At 72.1% G+C, this 23,842-nt stretch carries 21 protein-coding genes; 15 read left to right on the top strand and 6 right to left on the bottom strand.

Annotation, left to right across the window (positions count from 1 at the left end; translation table 11 throughout):
* Positions 1–5: 5 nt before the first annotated feature.
* Positions 6–239, bottom strand: coding sequence for an Lrp/AsnC ligand binding domain-containing protein (locus tag ACZ3OF_RS31485; RefSeq protein ID WP_352190331.1), 234 nt, complete (start codon positions 237–239; stop codon positions 6–8).
* Between the two features lie 185 nt (positions 240–424).
* On the opposite strand from ACZ3OF_RS31485, the gene ACZ3OF_RS31480 reads away from it, so the two are divergent.
* Both ACZ3OF_RS31480 and thiD read left to right on the top strand, forming a co-directional pair.
* Positions 425–1,387, top strand: coding sequence for a thiamine-phosphate kinase (locus tag ACZ3OF_RS31480; RefSeq protein ID WP_352190330.1), 963 nt, complete (start codon positions 425–427; stop codon positions 1,385–1,387).
* Complete coding sequence (gene thiD, locus ACZ3OF_RS31475) at positions 1,360–2,175, top strand: bifunctional hydroxymethylpyrimidine kinase/phosphomethylpyrimidine kinase (RefSeq protein WP_361681662.1); 816 nt, start codon at positions 1,360–1,362, stop codon at positions 2,173–2,175. Before ACZ3OF_RS31480 ends, thiD begins: the two co-directional genes overlap by 28 nt.
* A 142-nt stretch (positions 2,176–2,317) precedes the next feature.
* Here the strand turns inward: thiD and rpmB are convergent, their stop codons facing one another.
* Positions 2,318–2,503 carry a 50S ribosomal protein L28 gene (rpmB, locus tag ACZ3OF_RS31470; RefSeq protein WP_003957616.1) on the bottom strand — a complete coding sequence of 62 codons (186 nt, stop codon included), beginning with the start codon at positions 2,501–2,503 and terminating at the stop codon, positions 2,318–2,320.
* 240 nt (positions 2,504–2,743) lie between these two features.
* Here rpmB and ACZ3OF_RS31465 point away from each other — a divergent pair, with 240 nt between their 5' ends.
* Entirely contained in the window at positions 2,744–4,324 is a 1,581-nt protein-coding gene (locus ACZ3OF_RS31465) for a DAK2 domain-containing protein (RefSeq protein WP_361681659.1), read from the top strand.
* Positions 4,325–4,517: 193 nt separating this feature from the next.
* Here the strand turns inward: ACZ3OF_RS31465 and ACZ3OF_RS31460 are convergent, their stop codons facing one another.
* Complete coding sequence (locus ACZ3OF_RS31460; RefSeq protein ID WP_467308165.1) at positions 4,518–7,334, bottom strand: tetratricopeptide repeat protein; 2,817 nt, start codon at positions 7,332–7,334, stop codon at positions 4,518–4,520.
* On the bottom strand, positions 7,331–9,142 hold the full coding sequence (locus ACZ3OF_RS31455; protein ID WP_361679082.1) for an HSP90 family protein: 1,812 nt from the start codon (positions 9,140–9,142) through the stop codon (positions 7,331–7,333). Before ACZ3OF_RS31455 ends, ACZ3OF_RS31460 begins: the two co-directional genes overlap by 4 nt.
* 168 nt (positions 9,143–9,310) lie before the next feature.
* On the opposite strand from ACZ3OF_RS31455, the gene recG reads away from it, so the two are divergent.
* From recG to mutM, 8 genes are all read left to right on the top strand, one after another.
* On the top strand, positions 9,311–11,524 hold the full coding sequence (gene recG, locus ACZ3OF_RS31450; protein ID WP_467308162.1) for an ATP-dependent DNA helicase RecG: 2,214 nt from the start codon (positions 9,311–9,313) through the stop codon (positions 11,522–11,524).
* Positions 11,525–11,594: 70 nt separating this feature from the next.
* The gene (gene rsmD, locus ACZ3OF_RS31445; RefSeq protein WP_389573859.1) at positions 11,595–12,179 is read left to right on the top strand and encodes a 16S rRNA (guanine(966)-N(2))-methyltransferase RsmD; all 585 of its coding nucleotides are present in this window, start codon (positions 11,595–11,597) and stop codon (positions 12,177–12,179) included.
* Positions 12,180–12,205: 26 nt separating this feature from the next.
* Positions 12,206–12,697, top strand: a complete 492-nt coding sequence (gene coaD, locus ACZ3OF_RS31440) for a pantetheine-phosphate adenylyltransferase (RefSeq protein WP_361434777.1) — start codon at positions 12,206–12,208, stop codon at positions 12,695–12,697.
* A gap of 110 nt (positions 12,698–12,807) precedes the next feature.
* Entirely contained in the window at positions 12,808–13,896 is a 1,089-nt protein-coding gene (locus ACZ3OF_RS31435; RefSeq protein ID WP_361679073.1) for an ATP synthase F0 subunit B, read from the top strand.
* 151 nt (positions 13,897–14,047) lie between these two features.
* A complete protein-coding gene (locus ACZ3OF_RS31430; protein WP_361679104.1) occupies positions 14,048–14,686 on the top strand; it encodes a YceD family protein in 639 nt (212 codons plus the stop codon).
* Positions 14,687–14,688: 2 nt separating this feature from the next.
* Positions 14,689–14,862 carry a 50S ribosomal protein L32 gene (gene rpmF, locus ACZ3OF_RS31425; RefSeq protein ID WP_030496967.1) on the top strand — a complete coding sequence of 58 codons (174 nt, stop codon included), beginning with the start codon at positions 14,689–14,691 and terminating at the stop codon, positions 14,860–14,862.
* 19 nt (positions 14,863–14,881) lie between these two features.
* Entirely contained in the window at positions 14,882–15,694 is an 813-nt protein-coding gene (rnc, locus tag ACZ3OF_RS31420) for a ribonuclease III (RefSeq protein WP_467308158.1), read from the top strand.
* 153 nt (positions 15,695–15,847) lie between these two features.
* A complete protein-coding gene (gene mutM, locus ACZ3OF_RS31415; RefSeq protein ID WP_361679070.1) occupies positions 15,848–16,708 on the top strand; it encodes a bifunctional DNA-formamidopyrimidine glycosylase/DNA-(apurinic or apyrimidinic site) lyase in 861 nt (286 codons plus the stop codon).
* A 43-nt stretch (positions 16,709–16,751) separates the two neighbouring features.
* Here the strand turns inward: mutM and ACZ3OF_RS31410 are convergent, their stop codons facing one another.
* The gene (locus ACZ3OF_RS31410; RefSeq protein WP_361679067.1) at positions 16,752–17,138 is read right to left on the bottom strand and encodes a winged helix-turn-helix transcriptional regulator; all 387 of its coding nucleotides are present in this window, start codon (positions 17,136–17,138) and stop codon (positions 16,752–16,754) included.
* A 119-nt stretch (positions 17,139–17,257) separates the two neighbouring features.
* Here ACZ3OF_RS31410 and ACZ3OF_RS31405 point away from each other — a divergent pair, with 119 nt between their 5' ends.
* Positions 17,258–17,845, top strand: coding sequence for a flavodoxin family protein (locus ACZ3OF_RS31405; protein ID WP_361679064.1), 588 nt, complete (start codon positions 17,258–17,260; stop codon positions 17,843–17,845).
* 95 nt (positions 17,846–17,940) lie between these two features.
* Here the strand turns inward: ACZ3OF_RS31405 and ACZ3OF_RS31400 are convergent, their stop codons facing one another.
* Positions 17,941–18,849, bottom strand: a complete 909-nt coding sequence (locus ACZ3OF_RS31400; protein ID WP_361679061.1) for a CAP domain-containing protein — start codon at positions 18,847–18,849, stop codon at positions 17,941–17,943.
* Positions 18,850–19,064: 215 nt separating this feature from the next.
* Here ACZ3OF_RS31400 and ACZ3OF_RS31395 point away from each other — a divergent pair, with 215 nt between their 5' ends.
* From ACZ3OF_RS31395 to smc, 3 genes are all read left to right on the top strand, one after another.
* Positions 19,065–19,346 carry an acylphosphatase gene (locus tag ACZ3OF_RS31395; protein WP_361679058.1) on the top strand — a complete coding sequence of 94 codons (282 nt, stop codon included), beginning with the start codon at positions 19,065–19,067 and terminating at the stop codon, positions 19,344–19,346.
* 395 nt (positions 19,347–19,741) lie between these two features.
* Entirely contained in the window at positions 19,742–19,957 is a 216-nt protein-coding gene (locus ACZ3OF_RS31390) for a hypothetical protein (protein ID WP_352190317.1), read from the top strand.
* Between the two features lie 195 nt (positions 19,958–20,152).
* A complete protein-coding gene (gene smc, locus ACZ3OF_RS31385) occupies positions 20,153–23,704 on the top strand; it encodes a chromosome segregation protein SMC (protein WP_467308154.1) in 3,552 nt (1,183 codons plus the stop codon).
* Positions 23,705–23,842: the final 138 nt, after the last annotated feature.

Here is a 23,842-nt window from a genome sequence, read left to right as displayed (position 1 = left end):
GGGGGCTACAGATGCACGACCGGGCAGGTGAGGGTCCGCGTGATGCCTTCCACTTGCTGGACCTTGGCGACCACCATGCGGCCGAGTTCGTCGACGGTGTCGGCCTGGGCGCGGACGATGACGTCGTACGGGCCCGTCACGTCTTCCGCCTGGATCACTCCCGCGATCTTGGAAATGGTCTCGGCGACGGTCGACGCCTTGCCCACCTCGGTCTGGATGAGGATGTACGCCTGTACCACGGAACCTCCAGGGCGGCCACGAGGATCTTGTGGGAGAAAGAGACGCCACGGTACCGCGTCGCCGCGGGCCGCGGGGAGACCTGCGTGTCCCGAGGCGCCCACAGTGTGGCGTAGACAAGACAGCAGTTGACGGTCTAGACGGTTCCTCATTGACGGTACCGCACGACAACACGAGGTGAGACGCGGTGAAGGGCACAGTAGGAGAGTTGGGGGAGTTCGGGCTCATCAGAGAGCTCACCTCCCGGCTCACCTCCACCCCGGCGGTGCGGATCGGACCCGGCGACGACGCCGCGGTCGTCTCCGCACCCGACCGGCGCGTGGTGGCCAGTACGGACATCCTGCTCGAAGGACGTCACTTCCGCCGCGACTGGTCGACGGCGTACGACGTCGGCCGCAAGGCCGCCGCGCAGAACCTCGCCGACATCGCGGCGATGGGCGCCGTCCCCACCGCGCTCCTCCTCGGCCTGGTCGTCCCGGCCGAACTCCCGGTCACCTGGCCCACCGAGCTGATGGACGGCCTGCGGGACGAGTGCCAGGTCGCGGGCGCGGCCGTCGTCGGCGGCGATGTCGTCCGGGGCGACACCATCACCGTCGCCATCACGGCCCTCGGCGATCTGCGCAACCACGACCCCGTGACCCGGGGCGGGGCCCAGCCCGGCGACGTCGTCGCGTACACCGGCTGGCTCGGCTGGTCCGCGGCCGGCTACGCGGTGCTCTCCCGCGGCTTCCGCTCCCCGCGCGCCTTCGTCGAGGCCCACCGGCGGCCCGAGCCGCCCTACCACGCGGGCCCCGCGGCCGCCGGGCTCGGCGCCACCGCCATGTGCGACGTCAGCGACGGGCTCATCGCCGACCTGGGCCACATCGCCGAGGCCAGCAAGGTCCGCATCGACCTGCGCTCGGGGCTCATCGACATCCCCACCCAGATGAACGACATCGGCCAGGCCGTCGGTGTGGACCCGCTGCAGTGGGTGCTCACCGGGGGAGAGGACCACGCGATCGTGGCCACCTTCCCCCCGGACGTGAAGCTGCCGGCCCGCTGGAAGGTCATCGGCGAGGTCCTGAACCCCTCCGCGCTGCCGCAGGTCACCGTGGACGGGGCGCCCTGGCACAGCAAGGGCGGATGGGACCACTTCGGGGGCCACGAGTGACGCCGCCGCCCCTCGTCCTGACCGTCGCCGGATCCGACTCCGGCGGCGGCGCGGGTATCCAGGCCGACCTGAAGACGATGCTCGCCCTCGGCGTCCACGGCATGAGCGTGATCACCGCCGTCACGGCCCAGAACTCGCAGGGTGTGCGGGGCGCGTGGGAGCTGCCCGAGGAGGCCGTACGGGCCCAGTACCGCGCCGTCGTCGACGACATCGGCGTCCAGGCCGTGAAGACCGGCATGCTGGCCTCCGCCGCGCTGGTGGAAACGGTCGCCGAGCTCCTCGCCGGGACGGACGCGCCCGTCGTCGTGGACCCGGTCGGGGTCTCCAAGCACGGTGACCCGCTGCTCGCGGCTTCGGCGCTGGACTCCGTACGGACGAAGCTGCTGCCGGTCGCCACGGTCGCCACGCCCAACCTGGACGAGGTGGCGCAGCTCACAGGCGTACGGGTCGGCTCGGAGGCGGATCTGAGGGAGGCCGCGGCGGCGATCCTGTCGTACGGGCCCCGCTGGGCGCTCATCAAGGGCGGGCACCTGGAGGGTGAGGCGGTGGATCTGCTCACCGACGGTGACGAGGAGCACTGGCTCCGCGCGCCGCGCCACGACAACCGGCACACCCACGGCACGGGCTGCACGCTCGCCTCGGCGGTCGCGTCGGGTCTCGCGAAGGGGCTGAGCGTGCCGGAGTCGGCGCGGGAGGCGAAGGCGTACGTGACCGGGGCGATCGCGGCCGGGTTCGCGCTCGGCGCGGGGATCGGCCCGGTGGACCACGGCTGGCGCTTCCGCGGCTAGCGGGCCCCGCCTCCGGGGCGCGCGCTCCCAGGGCACTCGCTTCCCGGGCGCGCGCTTCCGGGCATGGCAAAAGGCCGGTTCACCAAGGTGAACCGGCCTTTCAAGGCAACCGCAGGGGCTGCGCTACGACGAAACGTCGGCGTTAGCGCGAGACCTTGCCGGCCTTGATGCACGAGGTGCAGACGTTGAGCCGCTTCGGCGTCCGACCGACCACGGCACGCACGCGCTGGATGTTCGGGTTCCAGCGACGAGACGTACGGCGGTGCGAGTGCGAAATGTTGTTGCCGAAGCCCGGCCCCTTGCCGCAGACGTCGCAGTTGGCAGCCACGGGTCACTCCAAAGACTTCAGATTTACAGTGAAATCCGGCGCACCGGAATCAGAGTTCTGAAGTGGCTTGCCGGGGGAATGGCCCGACTCTCGCCGGGCAACCGAAGCAGCATACAACGGCTGCTCCCGTAGAACGAAACTACCACGGACATCGCGGCCCCCGCCCCGGCCCCAGGTCACGAGCCGGTCTACCCTGCGGTGAGCTCACCGCAGACGGCCGCCTAGCAGGAGGATCACCAGTTGCCGCAGACCGCGCAGACCCTGGACGCCGCAGCGGTCCGATCCTGGTGCGTACGGGCGCTGGACGCGCTCGGCCGGGAGCGCGAGGAGATCGACGCGATCAACGTCTATCCGATCGCCGACGGGGACACCGGAACGAACCTGTACCTGACGGTGGAGTCCGCGGCCCAGGCGGTCGAGGCGGTCTTCGCGGCGGACGATCCCGACGCGGGTGACGTCGTACGCGCCATGGCGCACGGCGCGCTGATCGGGGCCCGGGGAAACTCCGGAACGATTCTCTCGCAGCTGCTGCGCGGCATGGCGTCCGTGCTCGCCGACGGGCGGGACGGTGATCACCTCGCCCGAGCCCTGACAGCGGCGGCCCGCGCGGCCCGGGAGGCCGTGGCCCACCCCGTCGAAGGCACGATCCTGAGTGTGGCGACGGCGGCGGCGGACGCCTGCGGGGGCGGCGGAAGCCTGGTGACGGTGGCCAGAGGGGCGTACGAGGGTGCCAGGACGGCCCTGGAGGCGACCCCCCGACAGCTGGCGGTCCTGGAGCGCGCCGGCGTCGTGGACGCGGGCGGACGGGGTCTGGTGGCGGTTCTCGGGGCGCTGGTGGAGGCCGTGTCGGGCGAGGCGCAGCTGCGCCCGCCGACACGGGCGGTGCCCGTGTCCTCGCTGGAGGACTGCGCCCCGCAGGGCGGCCCCGCCTTCGAGGTGATCTACCTCCTGGAGGCCGAGGACGCGGCGGTGGAGCGGCTGCGGGCCCGGCTGGACGCGCTGGGCGACTCCCTGGTCGTCGTCGGCGGGGACGGCCTGTGGAACGTCCACGTGCACGTCGACGACGCGGGGGCGGCCGTGGAGGCGGGCGTGGAGGCGGGGCGCCCTTACCGGATCCGCGTCACGCACTTCGCGGGCGCCTCGGAGGTACGGGAGCGGCTGCAGCGGGCCGTCGTGGCGGTCGTACCGGGGGAGGGGCTCGCGGGCCTGTGCGCGGAGGCGGGCGCGACGACCGTGCTGGCCGGGCCGGGGGCGCCCCCGGCGAGCGGGGACCTGGTCGACGCGATCCGGCGGGCCCACGCGCGCGAGGTGGTGCTGCTGCCCAACGACACCGACCTGCGGCACACGGCGGGCGCGGCGGCCGAGCAGGCCCGCGCGGAGGGCATCCGGGTCGCCCTGATTCCCACCCGGGCGGCCGTCCAGGGCATCGCGGCGCTGGCCGTCCACGAGCCGGACCGGCGCTTCGACGAGGACGTCGTGGCGATGACGGCGGCGGCGGGGGCGACGCGGTACGCGGAACTCGCGGTGGCCGAACACCAGTCCTTCACCTCGGCGGGCGTCTGCCAGGCCGGCGACGTCCTCGGCCTGATCGAGGGCGACGTGGCGGTCATCGGCCAGGACCTCACGGACACGGCCCGAACGGTCCTGGACCGCATGCTCTCGGCCGGCGGCGAACTGGTGACCCTGATCGTCTCGGACGAGACGCCACCGTCCCTGTCGGACGCCCTGGAACGCCACGTCCGGGAGACGTACCTGGCCGTGGACACCACGACCTACCACGCGGGCGCGGGCGCCCCACCGCTCCTGATCGGCGTGGAGTAGCCACCCCGGCCCGACCGTCCCTCCGGCACGGCGCGGACCCCGGCGCGAACCGTCCGCACCTCGGCCGGGCTCGTCGGCGGGCGGCGCGAAGCTGCCGCAGTTCTCTGGGGGTTCCGGGGGCGGAGTCCCCGTTCCCGTCAGGGTTTCGGGGAGGGGTGGGGTGGGGGAGTCCCCGCCCCACCCACCCCCGCCGTCACGAACCCGCCCGCTCCAGGACCGACTCCGCCTCCTCGCGGCGTGTAGGGGCCGGCGCGTCTTCCGTCGTGGCGTACTCCGCCAGCACCCCCCGCGCCAGCGCCACCGCCGACGGCGGGTCGTCCACGGCCAGGTGGAGCCAGGCCGAGAGGAGCTCCGCGGCCGTGCGGCGGTCCCGCTGATCCGGGCCCGCCTCGGCGAACACCGCGACCGCCCGTGTCGCGTACGACAGCGCCGCCCCCGCGTCCGCCTCCCCGAACAGCTCCGCCGCCTGGACGTACGTGTCCCCCCGCTCCACCACGTCCGCCCCGCACGCCTCCGCCGCCGCGTCCATCAGCGCCCTGCCCTCCCCGTCCGCGCCCGCGATCCAGGCCCGGACCCGCAGGGTCCGCACATACGCCGCCGTGTCGCCCAGCGCGCTCCACAGCTCGCCCGCCCGCTCGTACGCCGCCGCGGCCTCCGGCCGCAGCTCCGCCGCGAGCAGCGCCTGCGCCGCCAGGTTCGCGAGCACCGCGTGGTCCCGCTGCTCCGGCCACGACTTCGCCAGCTCCGCCGCCCGCAGCCACTGCTCCGCCGCCGCCCGGGGCTCGTTCAGCTTCGAGAGGCAGTCGCCGAGCCACCACAGCGTCTGGACGACCATCCCGTCGCCGTGCTCCTCCACCGACAGGTCCGGCAGCACCGCCTCCAGAATCGCCGCCGCCTCCTCGACCCGCGACTCCCGCAGCAGCCAACCGCCCAGCTGGTGTCGGGCGTACGCGCCGATGCCCCGGCTCTCGCCCGCCTCGTCGGCCCAGTGCGCCGCCTCCAGGGCGTGCGCCCCCGCCTCGCCGAACCGCCCCGCCTCGCCGAGGACTTCGGCGAGCTGGAGCCTGAGCCGGGTCTGCCCGGACGCCCCGGCGTGCTCCGAGGCGTGGTCGAGGGCCGCCCGCGCCGCCCGCTCGGCCGTCTCCAGGTCGCCCGTGTGCAGGGCGATCCGCGAGAGCCGGGCCTCCGGCTCCACCGCGTACCAGGGCATCCCGATCCGGTGATAGATCTCCGCCGCGTACGTGAACTGCCGGGCCGCCCCCTCCGCGTCCCCCTCGTGCGCGGCGATCTCGCCCCGTACGGCCTCCGCCTCGGCGACCCGGTCCGCGACCAGCGGATCGTCCGCGTACGGGGCGGTGAAGGCCAGCAGCTCGTCCACGGCCCGCGTCAGTTCCCCGACGCCGTCGTGGTCGTCGCCGTCGGCCGGGTGCAGCCGCAGCAGCCCGATACGGACCCGGCTCAGCAGCGCACCCGCCGCCTGCCGGGGCGTGGCCGCCCCCTCGGTGTGCAGCGCGAGCACCCGGGCGATCGCCTCGTCGACGGCCGCCGTCGCCTCGGCCACCCGCCCGTCGAGCGCGAGCGCGTACGCCGCCCTGGCCCGGGCGGCCTCCGCCTCACCCCGGTCGCCGGCCGACTCGTACCCCTCCGCGGCCCGGTGGAACAGCCCGACCGACTCGGCGGGACCGAGGTCCATCGCCATGGCCCGGTGGTCGTCCAGCTCGGCCCGCCCGAGCACGTCCAGTTCGAGATCGGCGGCGGCCCCCACCGCCTCCCACGCGGCGCGCGCGGCCGGACTCCGCTCCGCAGACAGCCGGCGCGCCTCCGCGAGCAGGTCGCCCCGCTCCAGCGCCGGCTCCGCCACGCGCGCGGGCGCGGACGCGGGCAGCACCGGACCCGCCGCTCGTACCCCCAGCGGCAGCCGGTCCAGGAGCGGCCGCGCGTCCATCCGGGCCCGTACGAGCGCGCTGACCCGCCCCGTACCGTTGCGCTCGTCGAAGCGCCGCGCGATCGCCAGCGCCTCCACGCGCGCGTGGGCGGCCAGTTCGCCGGCGGTCCACGGCGCGCCCTCGGCCCTCGCCGGACCCGGCACCGACTGCGCGCCGAGCCCCAGCTCCACCAGCCGGTCGAGGAGCAGCGCCGTCACGGCCAGGAAGTCCATGTGGCTGTCCGGATCGCCGCCGTCCGTGAGGTACGCCGGCCGCTCCGCCAGGATCTCCAGGCCCCGCGCCTCGTTCCCGGTCAGCGCGCAGAACTCGATGTGGTCCGCCGCCGCGCCCCGCATGCTCTCCATGGGCCGCACCAGCCGGTAGCCCCGCAGATGGTGCGCGCGGGCCTCGTCGGCCCGGCCGAGCCGCACCAGCGGCAGCAGCGAGGAGGCCAGGACCGCGTGCGGCTCGTGCGCACAGGTGTGCTCGCCCGCGAGGACCGGCGCCCAGGTCCGCAGGGCCTGCTCGTCGTCGCCGAGCTCCGCCGACCACGCGCCCTGCCCGTGCAGCTCGCAGGCGTGACAGTCGGCCATCCGGTCCCGCTCGGCCGCCAGCCACGCCGCGTACGCCCGCCCGGCCCGCTCCAGGTCGCCGATGTGCCGCGCCACCCGGAACTCGCCCTGCCGCACGGCCCGTTCGGAGTGGCCCGCCAGCCGGTAGCGGTGTTCCATCTCGCCGAGCCACTTCTCGATCGAGACGAGCGGGATGTGCGGCTGGTCGAGCATGCCGCTGGAGACCCACTTGAAGACCCAGTGCAGGGAATGCGCCTCGTACGCGTCGAAGTCCGCCGGGTTGGCGTCCCACATCCGCAGCAGCCGCGAGAAGGGCACGAACATCTTCGCCTTCTCGGAGCTGTAGTTGTACGCCTGGAGCTGATGGCCCAGCGCCTCGATGACGGCCAGTGGCTCGCCGATCAGCTCGGCCTCGGCGAGGAGTCGCTCGGCGCGCGCGTTGCGCGCCGGTCCCTCCGGCTGCTGGGCGTTGTCCCGCATCGCCTCGCGGAGGGCCTCGAAGGTCAGGGTCATGCGTCGTTCTCCCCGTGGTGGGTGGCCCAGGTGAGCAGTCCCGCGAACGCCCGGTTGAGCAGCGCCGAGTCCGCCGGGCGCAGCGGCCGCTGCGCCATCAGCAGGGCCTGCCCGTACAGCGCCTCGACGGCCGTCCCCGCGAGCTCCGGGTCGTCGAGCGAACCGATCCGGCGGATCAGCGGGTTCAGATGGTTGAGGACCAGCCGGGCCCTCGGCGCGCTGCCGCGCAGTGAGCCGAGGATGCCGGCCCACAGGTCGTCCGCCTGCTCCTCGGCGTCCGCCCGGGCCTGCTCGTGGCGGGCCGCGCGGTCGTCCAGGTGTAGCGCGGGCACGGTCAGCGGATGGAAGGAGCGCAGCGACACGTCGCAGCCCAGCGGATCCAGCGCGGCACGCGCCACCGAGAGGAACGACGAGAGCGCCAGCTCCTGCGCCGGGTCGACCGAGTCGAGATGGGCGGTCACGGTCTCGGCGTCGAGCTCCGCGACGGCGGTGCCGGGACGGACCTCGGGGAGGCGTTCGACCAGCTCCGTGTCGTACGTGTAGCCGCCGTTGACGACGCCGATGCCCTGCGCGGTCGCGATCGCGGCGACCTGCCGGTACTCCTCGACGGTACGGGTGAAGTGCACGACCGGGTGACGGCGGGCGAACTCCTCCAGCGAGAGCCGGCCGTCCGTCGTCTCGAACGGCAGCCACGGCAGCATCGTCCGCAGCATCTCGCCGTCGTGGCGGGCCAGCGACTTCACACCGAGGTGGTGCACGGCCAGGAACTCCTCCAGACGCTCCGGGGCACCCGCGGCCAGCTCGCCGAGCCAGTCCCGTACGGCGGCCCCGAGCGCGTCCCGTACGCCCGCCAGCGTCTCGTCCTCGTACAGCGACTCGCGTGAGGCGGTCGGCCGCAGGCTGTCCGTGTCGAGGACGCAGCGCACGAAGAACGCCCAGTCGGGCAGCAGCCCGTCGGCCCGCTCGGTGAGCAGCATGCCCTTCAGGTGGACCCGGTGACCGGCGCGCTGGGCGGGGCTGACGGCCGACGGCAGGACGTACGCCACACCGCGGATCCCGGCGACCGGAAGATCCAGGTCGATCGAGTCGAGCGGGGTGAACCCGAAGACGTCCCGGCAGTGGCCGGCGAGCGCGACCCGCCGGGCCGCCGGGCTCGCGTACGAGCGGTCCCAGGGCGCGGGCAGTTCGGTGACCGGCGCGTCGCCGACTTGTACTTCGTACGGGAGGAGCGAGCCGTACTCGCGGGCCAGCGCGAGGACCCGCTCCTCGGACAGCCACTCGCCGGAGCCGGGGCGTGCGGTGAGGTGCACGGTGGTGCCCGGCTCCGTGCGCGCGCTGTCGGGGAGCGTGCGGACGGTGTACGAACCGTCGTCGCGGGCCGTCCACTCCACCGGTGGGGCGGCGGGCGTACGGGCGCTGCGGCTGACCACCCGGATCTCTGCGGCGACCACGAAGCAGGCGAGCAGACCGATGCCGAACTGCCCCAGGAACTCGGCTCGGGCGCTCGCGACGCCGGCGGCGTCCGCCCGCTTCGAACTGCGGCCGATCGTGGCCAGCAGGTTGTGGACGTCGCTCTCGGTCAGCCCGATGCCGCTGTCCTCGACGCGCAGGCTGCCGCCGTCCGCGTACAGCCGGACCCGTGCCGGGGCATCGGGCTGCTCGGCGCGGCGCGCGGTGATCGCGTCGACGGCGTTCTGCAGCAGTTCGCGCAGGTAGACCCGGGGGCTCGAATAGAGGTGGTGGGAGAGAAGATCCACGAGTCCGCGCAGATCGACCTGGAAGGTGTGCGGTGTCTGATCAGCAGTCATCGTCGCTGCGCCGGTGGGGGGACAGACGACGGCGCGGGTCGGGCGATCCCGGCGGGCGGTGATCGCGGGGCGGCACGGGGGGAGACGCGTCATCCTAGGGGGCACGACGCCGACGTGACCAGGAGATATCCGCAGCCTGCGGGACGGGTGTCAGTGCGGTGGTGTGCAATGGAACGCGTGCCAGTGCTCGACGAACCTCTGAAGAACCTCCTCGGCGCCGCCACCGCGAAGGTGATGGCCGAGCACCTCGACCTGCGTACGGTCGGGGATCTCCTCCACCACTACCCCAGGCGGTACGCCGAGCGCGGTGAGCTCACCGCCCTCGCCGACCTGCCGCTGGACGAGCACGTCACGGTGGTCGCGCAGGTGGCCGACGCCCGCGTACTGACCTTCAACAAGGGCGGCCGGGGCAAGGGCCAGCGCCTGGAGGTCACCATCACCGACGGGAGCGGGCGGATGCAGCTCGTCTTCTTCGGCCGGGGCGTCCACTTCCACCAGAAGGAGCTGCTGCCGGGCCGGCGCGGGATGTTCGCCGGCAAGGTCGGGGTCTTCAACCGCAAGCTCCAGCTCACCCACCCCGAGTACAAACTCCTGGACGCCGAGAGCAGCGACGAGACGGTCAAGGCCTTCGCGAGCGAACTGCTGCCGATCTACCCCGCCTGCAAGCAGCTGGAGTCCTGGACCATCGAGCAGTCCGTCTCCATCGCCCTGGACTCCCTGGCCGCCACCGGCTGGGCGGGTCTCGCCGACCCGCTGCCGCCCGCCCTGCGCGAGGGCCGCGGCCTCGCCGAGCTGCCCGAGGCGCTCCAGAAGGTCCACCGGCCCCGTACGAAGGCCGACATCGAGGACGCCCGGCAGCGGCTCAAGTGGGACGAGGCCTTCGTCCTCCAGGTGGCCCTCGCCCGCCGCCGGCACGCCGACACCCAACTGCCCGCCGTCGCCCGCCGACCCACCGCCGGCGGCATCCTCGACGCCTTCGACGCCAAGCTGCCCTTCACCCTCACCGACGGCCAGAAGAAGGTCTCCAAGGAGATCTTCGACGACCTCGCCACCGACCACCCCATGCACCGTCTCCTCCAGGGCGAAGTGGGCTCCGGCAAGACGATGGTGGCCCTGCGGGCCATGCTTGCCGTCGTCGACGCCGGGGGACAGGCCGCGATGCTCGCCCCCACCGAGGTCCTCGCCCAGCAGCACCACCGTTCGATCACCGAGATGATGGGCGAGCTCGCCCAGGCCGGCATGCTCGGCGGGGCCGAGCACGCCACCAAGGTCGTGCTCCTCACCGGCTCCATGGGCGCCGCCGCCCGGCGGCAGGCGCTCCTCGACCTGGTCACCGGCGAGGCCGGGATCGTCATCGGCACGCATGCGCTGATCGAGGACAAGGTCCAGTTCCACGACCTCGGGCTCGTCGTCGTCGACGAGCAGCACCGCTTCGGCGTGGAGCAGCGCGACGCCCTCAGGGGCAAGGGAAAGCAGCCGCCGCACCTGCTGGTCATGACCGCCACGCCGATCCCGCGCACGGTCGCCATGACCGTCTTCGGCGACCTGGAGACCTCCGTCCTGGACCAGCTGCCCGCCGGGCGCTCCCCGATCGCCAGCCATGTCGTCCCGGCCGCCGACAAGCCGCACTTCCTCGCTCGCGCGTGGGAGCGCGTGCGGGAGGAGGTGGAGAACGGACACCAGGCGTACGTGGTCTGCCCGCGCATCGGCGACGACGAGGACGAGAAGCAGAAGCGGAAGGCGTCCCCCGAGGACGAGGCCGAGAAGCGGCCGCCGCTCGCCGTCCTGGAGGTCGCCGAGAAGCTCCGCGCGGGCCCCCTCGCCGGACTCCGCGTCGAGGTCCTGCACGGCCGGATGCACCCCGACGACAAGGACGCCGTCATGCGCCGCTTCGCCGCGGGCGAGGCGGACGTCCTGGTCGCCACCACCGTCATCGAGGTCGGCGTGAACGTCCCCAACGCCACCGCCATGGTGATCATGGACGCCGACCGCTTCGGCGTCTCCCAGCTCCACCAGCTCCGCGGCCGCGTCGGCCGAGGCTCCGCCCCCGGCCTCTGCCTCCTCGTCACCGAGATGCCCGAGGCCAGTCCCGCCCGGCAGCGCCTCGGCGCCGTCGCCTCCACCCTCGACGGCTTCGAGCTCTCCCGTATCGACCTCGAACAGCGCCGCGAGGGCGACGTCCTCGGCCAGGCCCAGTCCGGCGTCCGCTCCTCGCTGCGGATGCTCACCGTCATCGACGACGAGGAGGTCATCGCCGCCGCCCGCGAGGAGGCCACCGCCGTCGTCCTGGCCGACCCCGACCTCACCGACCACCCCGAGCTGCGCACCGCCCTGGACGCGCTCCTGGACAAGGAGCGGGAGGAGTTCCTGGAGAAGGGGTGACGGCACACCCCGCCCACCGGCCATATCGTGGAGGCACAGGAGCCCTGAAGCACAAGGACAAGGACCTCAGATGACCCGCGTGATCGCCGGTACGGCCGGCGGACGCCGACTGGCCGTGCCGCCCGGCAACGGCACCCGCCCGACCTCCGACCGGGCGCGCGAGGGCCTCTTCTCCACCTGGGAGTCGCTCCTCGGCACCCTCCACGGGGCCCGTGTGGCCGATCTGTACGCGGGCTCGGGCGCCGTCGGCCTGGAGGCGCTCTCGCGCGGCGCCTCCCACGCCCTGCTCGTCGAGGCCGACGCCCGGGCCGCCCGGACCGTCCGCGAGAACATCCGCACGCTCGGACTCCCCGGTGCCGAACTGCGGACCGGCAAAGCGGAGCAGATCGTGACAGGACCGGCGCCCGCCGACCCGTACGACCTGGTCTTCCTCGACCCGCCCTACGCCGTCTCGGACGACGATCTTCGCGAGATCCTCCTCACACTCCGCTCCGGGGGCTGGATCGCCGACGATGCCGTCGTCACCGTGGAGCGCAGCACCCGAGGCGGAGAGTTCGCCTGGCCGGCCGGTTTCACATCACTCCGGGCCCGTCGCTACGGCGAGGGAACGTTTTGGTACGGTCGCGCCGCCTCTACGTGCGAAGACGCACGATGACCGGACCGGAGAGCGAGGGACCCAAGTTGCGCCGCGCCGTCTGTCCGGGGTCATTCGACCCCATCACCAACGGACACCTCGACATCATCGCCCGCGCCTCCAAGCTGTACGACGTCGTGCACGTCGCGGTGATGATCAACCAGTCCAAGCGAGGGCTGTTCACCGTCGACGAGCGGATCGAACTGATCCGTGAGGTCACGGCCGACTTCGGCAACGTCGAGGTCGAGGCCTTCCACGGCCTGCTCGTCGACTTCTGCAAGCAGCGGGACATCCCCGCGATCGTCAAGGGTCTGCGCGCGGTCAGCGACTTCGACTACGAGCTGCAGATGGCGCAGATGAACAACGGGCTCTCGGGCGTCGAGACCCTGTTCGTCCCCACCAACCCGACGTACAGCTTCCTGTCGTCCTCGCTGGTCAAGGAGGTCGCCGCCTGGGGCGGCGACGTCTCCCACCTGGTCCCGCCGGCCGTCCTCGGCCGGCTCACCGAGCGCCTCGCCGAGCGGCGCGCCGAGCAGTGACCCCGAGCGACCGTCCCTGACGGTCCGTCACCTGGTGTCGTACGGGGGACGACTGCCCTTACAGTCGTCCCGTCCGTCTCCATCCAGCTGTAGAGAGTGGCGAGCACCCGGTGGACGTGCAGAAGAAGCTCGACGAGATCGTTTCCACGATCACAAACGCCCGCTCCATGCCCATGTCGGCGTCCTGCGTGGTCAACCGCGCCGAGCTGCTCGCCATGCTCGAAGAGGTACGGGAGGCCCTGCCGGGCTCCCTCGCCCAGGCCCAGGAGCTGCTCGGCGGCCGGGAGCAGATGGTCGAGCACGCCCGCCAGGAGGCCGAGCGGATCATCGAGGCCGCCCACGCCGAGCGCGGCTCGCTGATCTCGGACACCCAGGTCGCCCGCCAGTCCCAGGACGAGGCGGACCGGATCCTCTCCGAGGCCCGCCGGGAGGCCGAGGAGATCCGCGCCGAGGCCGACGACTACGTCGACTCCAAGCTCGCCAACTTCGAGGTCGTCCTCAACAAGACCATCGGCTCCGTCGACCGGGGCCGCGAGAAGCTGCTCGGCCGCGGCCCCGGCCTGGACGAGCAGGGCTACGCCGACGAGGACGCCCCGGAGTACAGCGCGGACCCGCAGACCCTGATCCACCGGGCGGACGAGTACGTGGACGCCAAGCTCGGCGCCTTCGAGGCCGTGCTGTCCAAGACCCTGGAGGCCGTCGGCCGGGGCCGGCAGAAGCTGCACGGGCGGATCGCCACGGACGACCTCGGCGCGCACATGGCCGCCCAGGACGCGGCCGGCGGCTCCCGGCCCACCAGCGACGCCGACTACCTGGCCGGCCTCGCCGAGCTGGCGGACCCCGAGCCGGTGCAGCAGCAGCCCGTCATGCAGCAGGCCCCGCAGATCCCGGCCCAGCAGCCGGACCCGTACGGGTACCAGCAGCAGCCCCAGCACCAGGACACCTACGCCTACCAGCAGCCCGACCCCTACGCGTACCAGCAGCAGCCCGACCCGTACTCCGTTGCAGGCAGCGGCTCAACCGGAGCGGCTTACGCCGCGCCCGCGTACGAGCAGCAGTACGGCTACGAGCAGCAGCCGCCGCAGCACCAGCCGCAGGCCGCCGCGCTCGACGAGACCAGCTTCTTCGACACGAGCATGATCGACCTGGAGCAGCTGCGTCAGTACGAGCAGGGTCACGGCCACGGTCAGGGGCACTGAACGATCAGCTCCACGGACCCGGATTGGGTCCTGAGCGACGCGTCCAGTATCCTGGCTCTTCGGTCGCGCGTATGCCCGCGATCCATGCTGCCCGCTCCGTCTCCCGATTCGAACGCGGCAGCCCCCTCACGATCCGAAAGCAGGAAGAGCCCTGAGCACGCGCCTTGACCACCGCAACCCCCTCGTGTTCGACACACACGAGCTGGGGCGGCGTCCTGGTGCCCTCCAGCGGATCTCCCGTTCGGTCGAGGCCCCCAAGAACTTCGGTGTCGAAGGGGTCATCGGAGTGCCGGAAGGCGCGCCGGTGGAAATCGACCTCCGCCTCGAGTCGGTCATGGAAGGGGTGCTCGTCACAGGCACCGCCCGTGCATCGGCCGAAGGGGAGTGCGTAAGGTGTCTGGAGCCCGTCGAGCTCGAGCTCGACGTGGACTTCCAGGAGATGTTCTCGTACCCCGACTCCGACGACCGGGGCCGCTCCAAGGCGGCCGCGGACGACGAAGCCGAGGACGACGAGGACATGATCCCCCTCGAGGACGGCATGTTCGACCTCGAGCCCGTGCTGCGTGATGCGGTGGTGCTCGCACTGCCGATGCAGCCGGTGTGCCGGGAGGACTGTGCGGGTCTGTGTTCCGAGTGCGGGACCAACCTGAACGAGAACCCGGACCACCACCACGATGCCGTCGACATGCGTTGGGCGGCACTGCAGGGACTCGCCGGTTCGCTGGGAACCGATGAGAAGGACAACATGAGCGGCGCCGAAGCTGGCGTCGACGAGAAGCAGGAGAAGTAGCCGTGGCTGTTCCGAAGCGGAAGATGTCGCGCAGCAACACGCGCCACCGCCGGTCGCAGTGGAAGGCTGCGGTCCCCACCCTGGTTTCGTGTGAGCGTTGCCAGGAGCCGAAGCAGCAGCACATCGCGTGCCCGAGCTGCGGCACCTACAACAAGCGCCAGGTCCTCTCGGTCTGAGTGGCTGGTGAGAGGCGCAATGTCTGAGTCCAACAAGACGGACAATGCCTCGTCCCACACGCTTCTGGAAGGGCGGCTCGGGTATCAGCTCGAGTCCGCCCTTCTGGTGCGTGCGCTGACGCACCGCTCGTACGCGTACGAGAACGGCGGTCTGCCCACCAACGAGCGTCTGGAGTTCCTCGGGGACTCCGTGCTCGGCCTGGTGGTCACGGACACGCTGTACCGCACCCACCCCGACCTGCCCGAAGGCCAGCTGGCCAAGCTGCGGGCCGCGGTGGTCAACTCGCGTGCGCTGGCGGAGGTCGGTCGCGACCTCGAACTCGGCTCCTTCATCCGGCTCGGCCGGGGCGAAGAGGGCACGGGTGGCCGGGACAAGGCATCCATCCTCGCCGACACCCTTGAAGCGGTGATCGGTGCGGTCTATCTCGACCAGGGCCTCGACGCGGCCTCGGAGCTGGTGCACCGGCTCTTCGACCCGCTGATCGAGAAGTCCTCGAACCTCGGTGCAGGACTGGACTGGAAGACCAGCCTCCAGGAGCTGACCGCGGCCGAGGGTCTGGGTGTTCCGGAGTACCTCGTCACGGAGACGGGTCCGGACCACGAGAAGACCTTCACTGCTGCCGCCCGCGTCGGTGGTGTCTCGTACGGCACCGGCACCGGCCGCAGCAAGAAGGAAGCGGAGCAGCAGGCGGCGGAGTCCGCATGGCGCGCGATTCGCGCGGCGGCGGACGAGCGTCTCGCGGCGGCGAAGGCCGCGGCGGAGGCGGCGGCCGAAGCGACGCCGGAAGAGGTCGCCGACACCCCTTCCCCCGCGGACCAGGCCTCGGCCTGAAGCCCTCCCCTTCCTGACGGCACTGCTTCCCGACGACCCCGCCCGGGGCCCGCGAGGGTCCTCCGGGCGGGGTCTTCTGCTGACGTCCGGCCGTCCCGGCCAGGGCGGTAGGCTTCGGGCGTCGTCTTTCCCGTACCCCTCCGGAGGAGTCCCGTGCCCGAGTTGCCCGAGGTCGAGGTCGTACGACGCGGTCTCGAGCGCTGGGTCGGCGGGCGGACCGTGGGCGAGGTCGAGGTGCTGCATCCCAGGGCCGTACGCCGGCACCTGGCCGGCGGCCCGGACTTCGCCGCCCGCCTCAAGGGTCACCGGTTCGGGATCGCGCGCCGGCGCGGCAAGTACCTCTGGATCCCTCTGGCGGACACCGAGGCCTCCGTCCTCGGCCACCTCGGGATGAGCGGGCAGCTGCTCGTACAGCCCGAGACCACCCCGGACGAGAAGCATCTGCGCATCCGTGTCCGGTTCGAGGACGGCCTCGGCACCGAACTGCGCTTCGTCGACCAGCGCACCTTCGGCGGACTCTCGCTCCACGACAACACCCCCGACGGGCTGCCCGACGTCATCGCGCACATCGCCCGCGATCCGCTGGACCCGGCGTTCGACGACGCCGCGTTCCAGACCGCCCTGCGGCTGCGCCGTACGACGATCAAGCGGGCGCTGCTCGACCAGACGCTGATCAGCGGGGTCGGCAACATCTACGCGGACGAGGCGCTCTGGCGCGCCAAGCTGCACTACGAACGCCCGACCGCGACGCTCACCCGGCCCCGCTCGGCCGAACTCCTCGGCCATGTACGGGACGTGATGAACGCGGCCCTCGCGGCCGGCGGGACCAGTTTCGACAGTCTGTACGTCAATGTGAACGGCGAGTCCGGCTACTTCGACCGGTCGCTCGACGCGTACGGACGCGAGGACGAGCCGTGCCGCCGCTGCGGTACGCCGATGCGCCGCCGTCCCTGGATGAACCGGTCGAGCTACTTCTGCCCGCGCTGCCAGCGCCCGCCGCGCGCCACGGCCTGACGGCCGCGCGCACTCCCACGCTCAACGCGCTCGCTTCTGTCGCTCACACGCTCGCCGCGGCGGCGCGCTCCTCGTCGTAGCTCTCCCGCGCCGTGAGGACGTCCGGCATCCGGCCCTCCACCAGCTCGATCAGCCCGACGAGCCGCTCGGCGACCTCGCGTCCCAGTGGCGTGAGCGTGTAGTCCACCCGGGGCGGGTTGGTCGGCTGCGCCTCGCGGTGGACGAGCCCGTCGCGCTCCAGCGCGTGCAGAGTCTGCGCCAGCATCTTCTCGCTGACCCCGTCGACCCGGCGGCGCAGCTCGTTGAAGCGGAACGTGCCCTCGTGGAGCGCGCCGAGCGTGAGCGTGCCCCACCGGCCCGTCACATGCTCCAGCGTCTCGCGCGAGGTGCAGGCTCGGGCGAACACGTTGAACACGAGGTCGTCAGTCATGCCCTCTACCATACCCGCGCACAGCGCTAACCATGGGTATGCGCTCTCTGATGGGTTGCACTGTTGAAAAGTTAGTGCTCTACTTCTTGTCATTCCCCCCGCCGATGAGGAGTCCCACCATGTCCACGCCGCCCGTCGTCTCCATCGCCTACCACTCCGGCTACGGCCACACCGCCGTCGTCGCCGAGGCCGTCCGTGCCGGCGCGCTCGACGCGGGCGCCACCGTCCACCTGATCAAGGTCGACGAGATCACCGACGCCCAGTGGGAGCTGCTCGACGCCTCCGACGCGATCGTGTTCGGCTCGCCGACGTACATGGGTACCGCCTCGGGCGCGTTCCACAAGTTCGCCGAGGACAGCTCGAAGCGCTGGTTCACGGACACCTGGACCGACAAGCTGGCGGCGGGCTTCACCAACTCCGCCTCCAAGAGCGGCGACAAGCTGCACACCCTGCAGTTCTTCCAGATCCTGGCCGCCCAGCACGGCATGACCTGGGTCAACCTGGGCCTGAAGCCGGGCTGGAACACCACCGAGGCGTCCGAGAACGACATCAACCGCCTCGGCTTCTTCGCCGGCGCCGCCGCCCAGACCCACAACGACCTGGGCCCCGAGGGCGTCCACAAGGCCGACCTCGCCACCGCCGAACACCTCGGCCGCCGCGTCGCCGCCACCGCGCGCACCTTCGCCCTCGGCCGCGCGGCCGCCTGATCCCCTCCCGCGAAGAAGGGCCCCGCCACCACCCGGTGACGGGGCCCTTCTCGGTGTTCGGTCAGAACGTGGAGGTCGCCTTACCCGCTGACGGCTCAGAAGCCGAAGTCCTGCGTCCACCAGGGGCCGCCGTCGGCGAAGTGCACGCCGACGCCGAGCGTCGTGTAGTCGCAGTTCAGGATGTTCGCGCGGTGGCCGTCGCTGTTCATCCAGGACTCCATCACGGCCGCCGCGTCCACCTGGCCGCGGGCGATGTTCTCGCCGCCCATGCCGGAGACGCCCGCCTGGGCCGCGCGGTCCCACGGCGTGTCGCCGTCGGGGTCCGTGTGGTCGAAGAAGCCGCGCGCGGCCATGTCCGCGCTGAAGTCGCCCGCCAGCGCGGCGAGAGCGGCGTCCGAGCGCACCGGGGTGCAGCCCACCTTGGCCCGCTCCTGGTTGACCAGCCGGACGACCTCGGCCTCGGCGGCCGCGGCGCGGCTCAGGGTCGGCGCGGCCGGCGGCGTCGTACGGGTCGGCGCGGGCTTCGTCGTCGTCGGCGCGGGCTTCGGCGTCGCCGTCTTCGGCGGCGTGGGCTTCTTCGTCGGGGCCGCCGTCTTCGACGGCTTGGCGACGGTCTTCGACGGCGTCGGAGAAGCGGTCGTCCTGGACGGCTTCGGCGAGGGGGTCGCGGAGGGGGAGGCCTTGCCCGTGGGCGTAGCCGTACCCGGGGTGGGCGGAGTGGAGGACGGCGTCGCGGACGAGCCGCCCTGCGTCGTCAGCTCCGGAGCCTGCCGGGACTCGCTCTGCTCCTTGCCGGAGGCGACGCTGCCCACGGTGTGCGTCTCCCCGCCGGGCAGCAGGCCCGAGGCGACGGCGACCGCGCCGACCGCCACCGCGGCGGACACGCCGAGCAGCCCGTTACGCACGGGCCGCTTCCTGCGGCGGATACCCCGGTGCCGGCTGTCCGAACCGGCCGCGTAATCTTCTGCGGCGGGCGCGGCGCCGGAGCGACGATGGCGTCCCATCTGCTCTGCCTTCCTGACGTCCTGTGCTGACTGTTCCGTGTGGCTGTGGCGTGCTGGCTGTGCTCTGGTCTTTGCTGATCTTTGCTTCCGCGGACCCGTAGAAGGTCCTCGGGCGAGGCACGCCCGAACGGGTGAGCCTCATTCGGTCGGGACTGTACGCCATGACGCACGGGGGTGACGTGCCCCTTGAGCAATTGGCCCGTTAGCGTTCAGCCATGAACGAAGACGTACGGCTGACCGCCTGGGTGCGCGGCCGAGTACAGGGAGTGGGCTTCCGTTGGTTCACCAGGGCAAACGCAATGGAGATCGGAAGCCTCGTCGGCTTCGCCCTCAACCTCGACGACGGCCGGGTACAGGTCGTGGCCGAGGGGCCGAGTGAGAATTGCCACCGTCTGCTGGAGTGGCTGCGCGCCGGCGACACTCCCGGGCGGGTAACCGGAGTCACGGAGATCTGGGGCACTCCGCGAGGCGGTTACGACGGCTTCGAGATCCGCTGACGATCACCCTGACGGCGCTCCGTCCGATGGCCCGCTCGGCCCTCGGGCGGACGTTCGGCGAAGGGCCGCCGACATGGAAATGGCCTGATGGTTGCCAAGAAGGGCTTGCGATGCCAAGCTGCGCGCGGAAGGATGATCGCTACGCCCCCTGAGGCACCGAGTTGCGAGGTCCAGCCGCCTGTTGTGCGGCCGTAGACCCCCGGTCGCCCCTTGATACGGGGCGTGATCGTGTTGACCGTCAAACTTTTTGGTGAGACTCTGGAAGCCCCGCGCACCTTAGCTGTTTGGCAGTAAGAACCGGCACGACATGAAGCACTGCCGAGCACCGCGGGTGCGAAAATCCCTCACGACCCACACCGCTTCGGTCGGTCACTCAGTGTGGAGGACCATCCATCATGGCAAAGGCGCTTCTCGGTTACGTCGGCGGCTCCGACCCGCGACTCCTCGCCGAGATGCGACGGCTTCAGCAGCGCGTCCAGGACCTCGAGTCCGAGCTTGTACGGATTCAGTCCGAGAACGACGCGCTCAACGCTGCCGCCGCACAGCATGGCGAGTCGCTGCTCGACAGCATCGACCTCGACGTTCCCAAGGCGGAGCCTGCGCTCACCTGACCGTCACCATCCCAGTGACAGTCAGCCCCGTGCCGGGGCAGGGTGAGAAACACTCTCGCTAGCACAGCTAGATATGCAAGGGACGCTCAGGCGTCCCTTCTTTCTTGAGTCCCCCACGTCACACCCCTCCTCACCCGAGGGTGTGCCCTGCACCTTCATGGGTGAAACGCGCAACCCCAGGTAGAGTCCGGGGGCGTGCATCTCAAGGCCCTGACCCTCCGCGGTTTCAAGTCGTTCGCATCCGCCACCACGCTGCGGTTCGAACCGGGAATCACGTGTGTCGTCGGGCCGAACGGATCCGGCAAGTCCAATGTCGTGGACGCGCTGTCCTGGGTCATGGGCGAGCAGGGCGCCAAGTCGCTGCGCGGCGGCAAGATGGAGGACGTCATCTTCGCCGGCACGACCGGGCGGCCGCCGCTCGGTCGTGCCGAGGTGTCGCTGACCATCGACAACTCCGACGGCGCGCTCCCCATCGACTACGCCGAGGTCACGATCACCCGGATCATGTTCCGGGGTGGCAGCAGCGAGTACCAGATCAACGGCGACACCTGCCGCCTGCTCGACATCCAGGACCTGCTCTCCGACTCCGGAATCGGCCGAGAGATGCATGTCATCGTCGGCCAGGGCCAGCTCGACTCCGTCCTGCACGCCGACCCGATGGGCCGGCGCGCCTTCATCGAGGAGGCGGCGGGCGTCCTCAAGCACCGCAAGCGCAAGGAGAAGGCGCTGCGGAAGCTCGACGCGATGCAGGCCAACCTCGCGCGCGTGCAGGACCTGACCGACGAGCTGCGCCGCCAGCTCAAGCCGCTCGGCCGGCAGGCGGCGGTCGCCCGCCGGGCAGCCGTCATCCAGGCCGATCTGCGCGACGCCCGGCTGCGGCTGCTCTCCGACGACCTCGTACGCCTCCAGGAGGCCCTGAAGGCCGAGGTCGCCGACGAGGCCGCGCTCAAGGAGCGCAAGGACGGTGCCGAGAACGAGCTGCGGGCCGCCCTCGCGAAGGAGGCCGAGCTCGAGGACGAGGTCCGCCGGCTCGCCCCGCGGCTCCAGCGCGCCCAGCGGACCTGGTACGAACTCTCGCAGCTCGCCGAGCGGGTACGGGGCACGATCTCGCTCGCCGACGCGCGCGTGAAGAGCGCCACCGCCCAGCCGCCCGAGGAGCGCCGGGGCCGGGACCCGGAGGACATGGAGCGCGAGGCCGCCCGCATCCGCGAGCAGGAGGCCGAGCTGGAGGCCGCCCTGGAGGCGGCCGAACGGGCTCTGGAGGACACCGTCGCCCACCGGGCCGACCTGGAGCGCGAACTCGCGGTCGAGGAGCGCCGGCTCAAGGACGTGGCGCGCGCGATCGCCGACCGGCGCGAGGGCCTGGCCCGGCTGCACGGCCAGGTCAGCGCCGCCCGCTCGCGCGCCGCGTCCGCCCAGGCCGAGATCGACCGGCTCGCCGCCGCCCGGGACGAGGCCCAGGAGCGGGCCGTCGCGGCCCAGGAGGAGTACGAGCAGCTCAAGGCCGAGGTCGACGGCCTCGACGCGGACGACAGCGAACGGGGGGAGCGGTACGAAGCCGCCCGCCGTGACCTCGCCGAGGCGGAGGCAGCCTTGACGGCCGCCCGCGAGGCAGCCACCGCGGCCGACCGTCTCCGGGCCGCGACCCGGGCCCGCCACGACGCGCTCTCGCTCGGGCTGCGCCGCAAGGACGGGACGGGAGCGCTGCTCGGCGCCCGCGACAGCCTGACCGGGCTGCTCGGCCCGGCCGCCGAACTCCTCACCGTCACCCCCGGGCACGAGGTCGCGCTCGCCGCCGCCCTCGGCGCGGCGGCCGACGCCGTCGCCGTCTCCGGCCCCACCGCGGCGGTCGAGGCCCTGCGCCTCCTGCGCAAGCAGGACGCGGGCCGCGCGGCGCTGCTGCTCACCGGGACGGAGGGCCCGGCGCGCCCGTCCGACACCGCGGGCCGACCCGGCGCCGCCGACCTCGTCCGGGGCCCCGAGGAACTCATGGGCGCGGTGCGACGGTTGCTCGACGGGATCGTGGTGGTGGGATCCCTGGAGGAGGCCGAGGACCTCGTCCACGCGCACCCGGAACTCACCGCCGTGACCGCCGAGGGCGACATGCTCGGGGCGCACTTCGCCCACGGCGGCTCCGCCGGGGCGCCCAGCCTCCTCGAAGTGCAGGCGTCCGTCGACGAGGCGGCCGCCGAGCTGGAGGAGCTGGAGTCGCGCTGCGAGGAGCTGGCCCGCGCCCAGCAGGCGGCGACCGAGGCGAGGCGCGCCACCGCCGCCCTCGTCGAGGAGCTGGCCGAGAGCCGCCGCGCCGCCGACCGGGAGAAGTCCCAGGTCGCCCAGCAGCTCGGCCGGCTCGCCGGGCAGGCCAGGGGCGCCGCGGGCGAGGCCGAGCGGACCGCGGCCGCCGCCGCCCGCGCGGAAGAGGCCCTGGAGAAGGCGCTCCACGAGGCCGAGGAGCTCGCCGAGCGGCTGCTCGTCGCCGAGGAGGCGCCGAGCGAGGAGGAGCCCGACACCTCCGTGCGCGACCGGCTCGCCGCCGACGGCGCCAACGCCCGCCAGACCGAGATGGAGGCCAGGCTCCAGCTTCGTACGCACGAGGAACGGGTCAAGGGTCTTGCCGGACGGGCCGACTCCCTCGACCGGGGCGCCCGCGCCGAACGCGAGGCACGCGCGCGTGCGGAGCAGCGGCGGGCCCGGCTGCGTCACGAGGCGGAGGTCGCGACCGCCGTCGCCACCGGCACCCGGCAGCTGCTGGCCCATGTCGAGGTCTCCCTCGTCCGGGCCGAGCAGGAGCGGGCGCTCGCCGACGCCGCCAAGGGCGCGCGTGAGCAGGGCCTGTCCGCCGCCCGGGCCCGGGGCAGGGATCTGAAGGCCGAGCTGGACAAGCTCACCGACTCCGTCCACCGGGGTGAGGTCCTCGGTGCCGAGAAGCGGATGCGGATCGAGCAGCTGGAGACCAAGGCCCTGGAGGAGCTGGGTGTCGAGCCGGCCGGACTGGTCGCCGAGTACGGCCCCCATACGCTCGTACCGCCGTCGCCGCCCGCCGAGGGCGAGGAGCTGCCGGAGGACCCGGAGCATCCGCGCAACCAGCCCCGCCCGTTCGTCCGTTCGGAGCAGGAGAAGCGGCTCAAGGCGGCCGAGCGGGCGTACCAGCAGCTCGGCAAGGTGAATCCGCTGGCTCTCGAAGAGTTCGCGGCGCTGGAGGAACGGCACAAGTTCCTCTCCGAGCAGCTGGAGGACCTGAAGAAGACCCGGGCGGACCTCCTTCAGGTCGTGAAGGAGGTCGACATCCGTGTCGAGCAGGTCTTCAGCGAGGCGTACCGGGACACCGCCCGCGAGTTCGAGGGCGTCTTCTCGCGGCTCTTCCCCGGGGGCGAGGGCCGGCTGATCCTGACCGACCCCGACAACATGCTCACCACGGGCGTCGACGTGGAGGCCCGTCCGCCCGGCAAGAAGGTCAAGCGGCTCTCGCTGCTCTCCGGCGGCGAGCGTTCGCTGACCGCCGTGGCCATGCTGGTCTCCATCTTCAAGGCCAGGCCCAGCCCGTTCTACGTGATGGACGAGGTGGAGGCGGCGCTCGACGACACCAACCTCCAGCGGCTGATCCGGATCATGCAGGAGCTCCAGGAGTCCTCGCAGCTGATCGTCATCACGCACCAGAAGCGGACGATGGAGGTCGCGGACGCGCTGTACGGCGTTTCCATGCAGGGGGACGGGGTATCGAAGGTCATCAGCCAGCGACTGCGGTGATGATCAACTTCAAGTCTTGAACACAAGAGGTCCAAAACTCAGTTTTAAGTCATATGACATGACCTCTTGACTTCGAAACGTGAAGGCATAGTCTCTGCAACGTTGCTTTTACCTTCACGTGGTGGGCGGCGTGATGTT

It is taken from the genome of Streptomyces sp. NPDC022552 (assembly GCF_055561875.1).
The sequence above is the reverse complement of the archived record's forward strand: the minus strand, read 5'-3'. Positions and strand labels throughout refer to the sequence as shown.